The sequence below is a fragment of the Vibrio sp. ED004 genome, assembly GCF_023206395.1.
GTDB lineage: Bacteria > Pseudomonadota > Gammaproteobacteria > Enterobacterales > Vibrionaceae > Vibrio.
The window spans coordinates 1341746-1351554 of sequence record NZ_CP066150.1 but is presented as its reverse complement, the minus strand read 5'-3'; the positions used below and the strand labels follow the sequence as shown (position 1 = coordinate 1351554).

Genomic DNA, 9809 nt, shown 5'->3' with positions numbered 1-9809 from the left:
TAATTACCTCTCATCGAATGCATCTTCAATGGCAGACATCACAGGCTTCGCTGCGTATTCGATCACGCGACGCGAACCTGTTTTTACATCGGCGGTAAATTCCATATAAGGCGATAATTTGTATTGAGTGCCTCCTCGTTCAAGAAAGTTTCGGTCAATTTCAATCTCTGCCAAATAGAATTCGGCATCTTCTTCTTCGTATGATGAGCGGCTGATTGAGGCGATAGTTCCTTCAACAAACCCATACTTTGCAAAGTTATAGGTGTCCATTTTTACTTTTACCGCTTGGCCTATCTCAACAAAGCCCATGTCTTTACGTGGGATCTTCGCTTCACCGTGCAGGGAGTTATTGATCGGTGCAATATCAGCGATACTTTCACCTGGTGGGATCACAGCGGAACGGAAGTTGAAGTGTACTTTGTCGACCACACCATCCACTGGAGAGTAGACGATCAGACGATCAACTTTGTCGGAATGCTGAGGTTGTAAGATACGCTTCAACTTAAGGTCTTTATTCGCTTGAATAATTTGCGCTTGATACTCTGAGTTTCGGTTCTCAACCAAGTCACGATGTTGTTTCTCTAGTTTGTCGAGTTGAAAACGCTCGTTCATCACAGACTCGTCAAGGTTCTCTATTTCTCGCACCATATTAGACTCTTGTACTTTCATGTTGAGGACGTCGACATAAGATGCCATCTCTTCTTTGTAGAGGGTGTTTTTGATGTTGAGCTGTTTACGTATCAGAGATAGCTGATTCTCTGAACTCTTGCGGCGTTTCAACATAGAACTGATGAGCGAATTCTTGTGCTTAATATCGTGCGTGATGAGCTCCTCATTTGAACGGTTCTTAGAGAACTCTTGCTTCCACGTGTTCATGTTGACCTGAACTTGCTCTGGATATTTCTCAATGAAAGCATCAAAGTTAGGCTCTACCATGTCACGTAAGCTTTCATAACGAATCTTATCGAGTTCTATCTGGATAATTTCAGTATTTACGGTATCAAGCTGGGTGTTACGGTCGAGTGAGCGAATTCGAGCGATAGGTTGGCCTTCGTAGACGACTTCACCTTTTCTGACGAGCAATTCTTCTAATATCCCGCCTTCTAGATGTTGAACCTTCTCGACATCGGACTCCAATAGCAGTTCACCACGCACAGACACAACAATGTCGATACGTGCTTGCGATGCCACGGCTATGGCGACCAAAGCGAGTAAAAATATAATGAGTAGCGTTTTGTGAACGCTGGTCATGGCACTAGCAAGCACAATAGTGTCATCTGCAGTGACCTTAGAAGCCTCGTTATTTGAAACAAGCGCTTTTCTGAGGTGATGTTCTATTTGGTTATTGCTCATGACCTACCTCGATGACTTTTCATCAACCACAGCCTTAATATCCAACAAGTGATTGATTTGTCGATTGACTTTGTGCAATTCAGTTTTTACATCCTCTATAAGCTCTTCCGGCGCAGGGAACTCGTGTCTGCTCAAATGTTCCAATTTAGCCATTTTGGGCGGAAGGTCTTGATCGCAAAGCAGCGTTAAGATGGTCTTCAGTTTTTTTGAGTAACGGTTGAGTTCATCAAAACGATTACCTTTATGAAATTCTTCTATATTTAGGGCTGCGTCAGAAAAGTCATTGTAAAAGTCGCCCAATAACAATTGCAGCCCCTTGTGGTTGTTGTCAACCGAGCGCAACAAATTCGTCATGTCTATCATCGCTCCACTGCCTTAATTGCTTTAATCACAATAACTAAGGATCTTTAAAGGTGGTTTTCAAATTTTTTTTAATTCTTTATGCATAAAAAGAAAAATATAAAAAATGGTGTATAAAAATTTGGTTTTTCAAAATGGTGTCCTTTAATGATTCTAAATACGATCAGTTAGCTAGTAGCAACGGAGGCTGTAATGGCAGGCGAAAATAACCAAAATAACCAAAATGAAGACCTAAATGATGCGGTAGAACAAACGGACACGAGCGACGCGGGTACGCCCTCCCAGCAGCAGAATCAACAAAATCAACAGAATACGATAGCGTCGACAATAGCGACGGGTGCTGAAAATACGGATGCAGCAGACGAAGTTAACCAAGCCCTAGCAGATGATCCAAGTGGAGCTGGTAACGAAGAAGAAGTTGAGACTTCGAGTGGTGCAGTTCAAGAAGAGACATCGGAAGTTGGTAGCGACTCTGGTGATGCTCAATCGAATATAGTTGGCGGCGTAGCGTCTGATGCAGAAGCTGGTGAAGCGGTGGGCAATGGCGGAGATTCGGGAGCAGGTGCTCAAGCGGTAGGTGGCGAAAACACGGAAGGTTCAGATGGCGGTGTAAGTGCAAAAAGTAACGAAGAACAAGAGCAAGCCTCAAGTACGTCAACGTCGGCTATCGCCGACTCTTCAGAATCATCTGAGCAACCTGTAGGTGATGATGATTCAGATAATATTGATTCAGAGACAATAGAAGAAACTTTTGATGTTCACGTACAAGATAGGGACGAAGCTACTTTACAAGAAGAAAGCTTCGATTCTGAGACAACAAGCGAAACGTTTGATATTCAAGTTGATGCTCAGAATGATGCCACAGTGGTTAGTGATGCTACCTACGCCGTTAATGAAGAGGGCACGTTGACCTTCACGGACGAGCAACTGCTTACTAACGCGACAGACATTGATGGCGACGACTTGTCGATTGAGTCGGTCAGTTACAACGGTACCGATGGTGTGTTTACCGACAATGGCAATGGCACTTACAGCTTCGTACCGAACGACAACTTCAATGGTGACGTTGCGCTTGACTTTAAGGTGAGTGATGGTACTAGCACGACGGACGCGAACATCAATGTCAGCGTGACAGATGTAAACGATGCACCTGTTGCGGGCTCGACCAGTTATCAAGCAAATGAAGATGGTTTGCTCACCTTCAATGATGAACAACTATTGGCAAACAGTTCAGATATTGACGGTACAGTTACTGTTGAGAGTGTGAGTTACACAGGTGGAGACGGTATCTTCACTAATAACGGTAATGGTACTTACAGTTTTGCACCGAATGACAACTTCAACGGCGATGTGTCGATTAATGTCACCGTCGTCGATGATGATGGGGCGACTGCGACAACCACTGCGGATGTTGGTGTCATAGCGGTGAATGACACGCCGATAGTGTCGGGTAATGTGGCGTACAATGTGGACGAGGATGGCACCATCACGCTTAGCCAAGAGCAGTTGTTGGGCAATGCCAGTGACATTGATGGTGATGATTTAACCGCTTCGAATTTAGAGCTTGCTAGTGGTGGTTCGGTTATCGATAACGGGGATGGTAGCTTTACCGTCACTCCAACGGCCGATTTTAACGGTGATTTGGCGTTAACGTTTGATGTTAGTGATGGCACGGCAACGGTGGCTACGGGTCTTGATTTAACGGTGAATCCTACTAATGACTTAACCGTGGTGAGTGATGCTACCTATACCGTCAGTGAAGAGGGCACGTTGACCTTCACGGACGAGCAACTGCTTACTAACGCGACAGACATTGATGGCGACGACTTGTCGATTGAGTCGGTCAGTTACAACGGTACCGATGGTGTGTTTACCGACAATGGCAACGGCACTTACAGTTTCGTACCGAACGACAACTTCAATGGTGACGTTGCGCTTGATTTTACGGTGAGTGATGGTACTAACACGACGGACGCGAACATCAATGTCAGCGTGACAGATGTAAACGATGCACCTGTTGCGGGCTCGACCAGTTATCAAGCAAATGAAGATGGTTTGCTCACCTTCAATGATGAACAACTATTGGCAAACAGTTCAGATATTGACGGTACAGTTACTGTTGAGAGTGTGAGTTACACAGGTGGAGACGGTATCTTCACTAATAACGGTAATGGTACTTACAGTTTTGCACCGAATGACAACTTCAACGGCGATGTGTCGATTAATGTCACCGTCGTCGATGATGATGGGGCGACTGCGACAACCACTGCGGATGTTGATGTCATAGCGGTGAATGACACGCCGATAGTGTCGGGTAATGTGGCGTACAATGTGGACGAGGATGGCACCATCACGCTTAGCCAAGAGCAGTTGTTGGGCAATGCCAGTGACATTGATGGTGATGATTTAACCGCTTCGAATTTAGAGCTTGCTAGTGGTGGTTCGGTTATCGATAACGGGGATGGTAGCTTTACCGTCACTCCAACGGCCGATTTTAACGGTGATTTGGCGTTAACGTTTGATGTTAGTGATGGCACGGCAACGGTGGCTACGGGTCTTGATTTAACGGTGAATCCGGTTAATGACTCTGTCGTTGCAGATAGCTTTAATGTCGATGTGGGTGAGGATGGTACTTTAATACTCAGTGATAACGACATTCTTGCTAACGTTAGCGATATTGATGGCGACTCTGTTTCGATTGAGTCGGTGAGTTATACAGGTTCTGATGGTGTCTTGACAGAGATTGCTGGAGGAGTTTATAGCTTTGCTCCGAACGATAACTTTAACGGTAATATCGAGCTAAGTTATGTAGCCAGTGATGGCTCTACAACGGCAGAGAACTCTATAAACATTACAGTGTCTGATATTAACGATGCACCGGTAGTGGGAGCAACCAGTTACCAAGTTAATGAAGATGGTTTGTTAACGTTTAGCGATGTACAGCTATTAGCAAACAGTTCAGATATTGACGGTACAGTTACTGTTGAGAGTGTGAGTTACACAGGTGGAGACGGTATCTTCACTAATAACGGTAATGGTACTTACAGTTTTGCACCGAATGACAACTTCAACGGCGATGTGTCGATTAATGTCACCGTCGTCGATGATGATGGGGCGACTGCGACAACCACTGCGGATGTTGGTGTCATAGCGGTGAATGACACGCCGATAGTGTCGGGTAATGTGGCGTACAATGTGGACGAGGATGGCACCATCACGCTTAGCCAAGAGCAGTTGTTGGGCAATGCCAGTGACATTGATGGTGATGATTTAACCGCTTCGAATTTAGAGCTTGCTAGTGGTGGTTCGGTTATCGATAACGGGGATGGTAGCTTTACCGTCACTCCAACGGCCGATTTTAACGGTGATTTGGCGTTAACGTTTGATGTTAGTGATGGCACGGCAACGGTGGCTACGGGTCTTGATTTAACGGTGAATCCTACTAATGACTTAACCGTGGTGAGTGATGCTACCTACGCCGTTAATGAAGAGGGCACGTTGACCTTCACGGACGAGCAACTGCTTACTAACGCGACAGACATTGATGGCGACGACTTGTCGATTGAGTCGGTCAGTTACAACGGTACCGATGGTGTGTTTACCGACAATGGCAACGGCACTTACAGTTTCGTACCGAACGACAACTTCAATGGTGACGTTGCGCTTGATTTTACGGTGAGTGATGGTACTAACACGACGGACGCGAACATCAATGTCAGCGTGACAGATGTAAACGATGCACCTGTTGCGGGCTCGACCAGTTATCAAGCAAATGAAGATGGTTTGCTCACCTTCAATGATGAACAACTATTGGCAAACAGTTCAGATATTGACGGTACAGTTACTGTTGAGAGTGTGAGTTACACAGGTGGAGACGGTATCTTCACTAATAACGGTAATGGTACTTACAGTTTTGCACCGAATGACAACTTCAACGGCGATGTGTCGATTAATGTCACCGTCGTCGATGATGATGGGGCGACTGCGACAACCACTGCGGATGTTGATGTCATAGCGGTGAATGACACGCCGATAGTGTCGGGTAATGTGGCGTACAATGTGGACGAGGATGGCACCATCACGCTTAGCCAAGAGCAGTTGTTGGGCAATGCCAGTGACATTGATGGTGATGATTTAACCGCTTCGAATTTAGAGCTTGCTAGTGGTGGTTCGGTTATCGATAACGGGGATGGTAGCTTTACCGTCACTCCAACGGCCGATTTTAACGGTGATTTGGCGTTAACGTTTGATGTTAGTGATGGCACGGCAACGGTGGCTACGGGTCTTGATTTAACGGTGAATCCTACTAATGACTTAACCGTGGTGAGTGATGCTACCTATACCGTCAGTGAAGATGGCACGTTGACCTTCACGGACGAGCAACTGCTTACTAACGCGACAGACATTGATGGCGACGACTTGTCGATTGAGTCGGTCAGTTACAACGGTACCGATGGTGTGTTTACCGACAATGGCAACGGCACTTACAGTTTCGTACCGAACGACAACTTCAATGGTGACGTTGCGCTTGATTTTACGGTGAGTGATGGTACTAACACGACGGACGCGAACATCAATGTCAGCGTGACAGATGTAAACGATGCACCTGTTGCGGGCTCGACCAGTTATCAAGCAAATGAAGATGGTTTGCTCACCTTCAATGATGAACAACTATTGGCAAACAGTTCAGATATTGACGGTACAGTTACTGTTGAGAGTGTGAGTTACACAGGTGGAGACGGTATCTTCACTAATAACGGTAATGGTACTTACAGTTTTGCACCGAATGACAACTTCAACGGCGATGTGTCGATTAATGTCACCGTCGTCGATGATGATGGGGCGACTGCGACAACCACTGCGGATGTTGATGTCATAGCGGTGAATGACACGCCGATAGTGTCGGGTAATGTGGCGTACAATGTGGACGAGGATGGCACCATCACGCTTAGCCAAGAGCAGTTGTTGGGCAATGCCAGTGACATTGATGGTGATGATTTAACCGCTTCGAATTTAGAGCTTGCTAGTGGTGGTTCGGTTATCGATAACGGGGATGGTAGCTTTACCGTCACTCCAACGGCCGATTTTAACGGTGATTTGGCGTTAACGTTTGATGTTAGTGATGGCACGGCAACGGTGGCTACGGGTCTTGATTTAACGGTGAATCCGGTTAATGACTCTGTCGTTGCAGATAGCTTTAATGTCGATGTGGGTGAGGATGGTACTTAATACTCAGTGATAACGACATTCTTGCTAACGTTAGCGATATTGATGGCGACTCTGTTTCGATTGAGTCGGTGAGTTATACAGGTTCTGATGGTGTCTTGACAGAGATTGCTGGAGGAGTTTATAGCTTTGCTCCGAACGATAACTTTAACGGTAATATCGAGCTAAGTTATGTAGCCAGTGATGGCTCTACAACGGCAGAGAACTCTATAAACATTACAGTGTCTGATATTAACGATGCACCGGTAGTGGGAGCAACCAGTTACCAAGTTAATGAAGATGGTTTGTTAACGTTTAGCGATGTACAGCTATTAGCAAACAGTTCAGATATTGACGGTACAGTTACTGTTGAGAGTGTGAGTTACACAGGTGGAGACGGTATCTTCACTAATAACGGTAATGGTACTTACAGTTTTGCACCGAATGACAACTTCAACGGCGATGTGTCGATTAATGTCACCGTCGTCGATGATGATGGGGCGACTGCGACAACCACTGCGGATGTTGGTGTCATAGCGGTGAATGACACGCCGATAGTGTCGGGTAATGTGGCGTACAATGTGGACGAGGATGGCACCATCACGCTTAGCCAAGAGCAGTTGTTGGGCAATGCCAGTGACATTGATGGTGATGATTTAACCGCTTCGAATTTAGAGCTTGCTAGTGGTGGTTCGGTTATCGATAACGGGGATGGTAGCTTTACCGTCACTCCAACGGCCGATTTTAACGGTGATTTGGCGTTAACGTTTGATGTTAGTGATGGCACGGCAACGGTGGCTACGGGTCTTGATTTAACGGTGAATCCTACTAATGACTTAACCGTGGTGAGTGATGCTACCTACGCCGTTAATGAAGAGGGCACGTTGACCTTCACGGACGAGCAACTGCTTACTAACGCGACAGACATTGATGGCGACGACTTGTCGATTGAGTCGGTCAGTTACAACGGTACCGATGGTGTGTTTACCGACAATGGCAACGGCACTTACAGTTTCGTACCGAACGACAACTTCAATGGTGACGTTGCGCTTGATTTACGGTGAGTGATGGTACTAACACGACGGACGCGAACATCAATGTCAGCGTGACAGATGTAAACGATGCACCTGTTGCGGGCTCGACCAGTTATCAAGCAAATGAAGATGGTTTGCTCACCTTCAATGATGAACAACTATTGGCAAACAGTTCAGATATTGACGGTACAGTTACTGTTGAGAGTGTGAGTTACACAGGTGGAGACGGTATCTTCACTAATAACGGTAATGGTACTTACAGTTTTGCACCGAATGACAACTTCAACGGCGATGTGTCGATTAATGTCACCGTCGTCGATGATGATGGGGCGACTGCGACAACCACTGCGGATGTTGATGTCATAGCGGTGAATGACACGCCGATAGTGTCGGGTAATGTGGCGTACAATGTGGACGAGGATGGCACCATCACGCTTAGCCAAGAGCAGTTGTTGGGCAATGCCAGTGACATTGATGGTGATGATTTAACCGCTTCGAATTTAGAGCTTGCTAGTGGTGGTTCGGTTATCGATAACGGGGATGGTAGCTTTACCGTCACTCCAACGGCCGATTTTAACGGTGATTTGGCGTTAACGTTTGATGTTAGTGATGGCACGGCAACGGTGGCTACGGGTCTTGATTTAACGGTGAATCCTACTAATGACTTAACCGTGGTGAGTGATGCTACCTATACCGTCAGTGAAGATGGCACGTTGACCTTCACGGACGAGCAACTGCTTACTAACGCGACAGACATTGATGGCGACGACTTGTCGATTGAGTCGGTCAGTTACAACGGTACCGATGGTGTGTTTACCGACAATGGCAATGGCACTTACAGCTTCGTACCGAACGACAACTTCAATGGTGACGTTGCGCTTGACTTTAAGGTGAGTGATGGTACTAGCACGACGGACGCGAACATCAATGTCAGCGTGACAGATGTAAACGATGCACCTGTTGCGGGCTCGACCAGTTATCAAGCAAATGAAGATGGTTTGCTCACCTTCAATGATGAACAACTATTGGCAAACAGTTCAGATATTGACGGTACAGTTACTGTTGAGAGTGTGAGTTACACAGGTGGAGACGGTATCTTCACTAATAACGGTAATGGTACTTACAGTTTTGCACCGAATGACAACTTCAACGGCGATGTGTCGATTAATGTCACCGTCGTCGATGATGATGGGGCGACTGCGACAACCACTGCGGATGTTGGTGTCATAGCGGTGAATGACACGCCGATAGTGTCGGGTAATGTGGCGTACAATGTGGACGAGGATGGCACCATCACGCTTAGCCAAGAGCAGTTGTTGGGCAATGCCAGTGACATTGATGGTGATGATTTAACCGCTTCGAATTTAGAGCTTGCTAGTGGTGGTTCGGTTATCGATAACGGGGATGGTAGCTTTACCGTCACTCCAACGGCCGATTTTAACGGTGATTTGGCGTTAACGTTTGATGTTAGTGATGGCACGGCAACGGTGGCTACGGGTCTTGATTTAACGGTGAATCCGGTTAATGACTCTGTCGTTGCAGATAGCTTTAATGTCGATGTGGGTGAGGATGGTACTTTAATACTCAGTGATAACGACATTCTTGCTAACGTTAGCGATATTGATGGCGACTCTGTTTCGATTGAGTCGGTGAGTTATACAGGTTCTGATGGTGTCTTGACAGAGATTGCTGGAGGAGTTTATAGCTTTGTACCGAACGATAACTTTAACGGTAATATCGAGCTGCGTTATGTAGCCAGTGATGGCTCTACAACGGCAGAGAACTCTATAAACATTACAGTGTCTGATATTAACGATGCACCGGTAGTGGGGCTCAACCAGTTACCAAGTTAATGAA

The 9809-nt window shown here is 46.2% G+C and carries 5 protein-coding genes; 3 read left to right on the top strand and 2 right to left on the bottom strand.

The features are described 5' to 3' along the window. Positions 1–3 precede the first annotated feature (3 nt). Both ITG10_RS23420 and ITG10_RS23415 read right to left on the bottom strand, forming a co-directional pair. On the bottom strand, positions 4–1353 hold the full coding sequence (locus ITG10_RS23420; RefSeq protein ID WP_248386942.1) for an HlyD family type I secretion periplasmic adaptor subunit: 1350 nt from the start codon (positions 1351–1353) through the stop codon (positions 4–6). Between the two features lie 3 nt (positions 1354–1356). After that, positions 1357–1716, bottom strand: coding sequence for a hypothetical protein (locus tag ITG10_RS23415; protein WP_017632884.1), 360 nt, complete (start codon positions 1714–1716; stop codon positions 1357–1359). Between the two features lie 189 nt (positions 1717–1905). Here ITG10_RS23415 and ITG10_RS23410 point away from each other — a divergent pair, with 189 nt between their 5' ends. The 3 genes from ITG10_RS23410 to ITG10_RS23400 are packed head-to-tail and all read left to right on the top strand — an operon-like array spanning position 1906 to position 9805. Further along, a complete protein-coding gene (locus ITG10_RS23410; RefSeq protein WP_248386941.1) occupies positions 1906–6942 on the top strand; it encodes a tandem-95 repeat protein in 5037 nt (1678 codons plus the stop codon). Beyond that, entirely contained in the window at positions 6942–7982 is a 1041-nt protein-coding gene (locus ITG10_RS23405; RefSeq protein ID WP_348983575.1) for a tandem-95 repeat protein, read from the top strand. Before ITG10_RS23410 ends, ITG10_RS23405 begins: the two co-directional genes overlap by 1 nt. Beyond that, positions 7979–9805 (top strand): cadherin-like domain-containing protein, encoded by a 1827-nt coding sequence (locus tag ITG10_RS23400; protein WP_248386940.1) that lies wholly within the window; start codon positions 7979–7981, stop codon positions 9803–9805. The genes ITG10_RS23405 and ITG10_RS23400 overlap by 4 nt, the downstream gene beginning before the upstream one ends. Positions 9806–9809: the final 4 nt, after the last annotated feature.

Coding starts and splice junctions, on each gene's coding strand:
- ITG10_RS23420 (WP_248386942.1), bottom strand. CDS start 1,353: ATGAGCAATAACCAAATAGAACATCACCTCAGAAAAGCGCTTGTTTCA.
- ITG10_RS23415 (WP_017632884.1), bottom strand. CDS start 1,716: ATGATAGACATGACGAATTTGTTGCGCTCGGTTGACAACAACCACAAG.
- ITG10_RS23410 (WP_248386941.1), top strand. CDS start 1,906: ATGGCAGGCGAAAATAACCAAAATAACCAAAATGAAGACCTAAATGAT.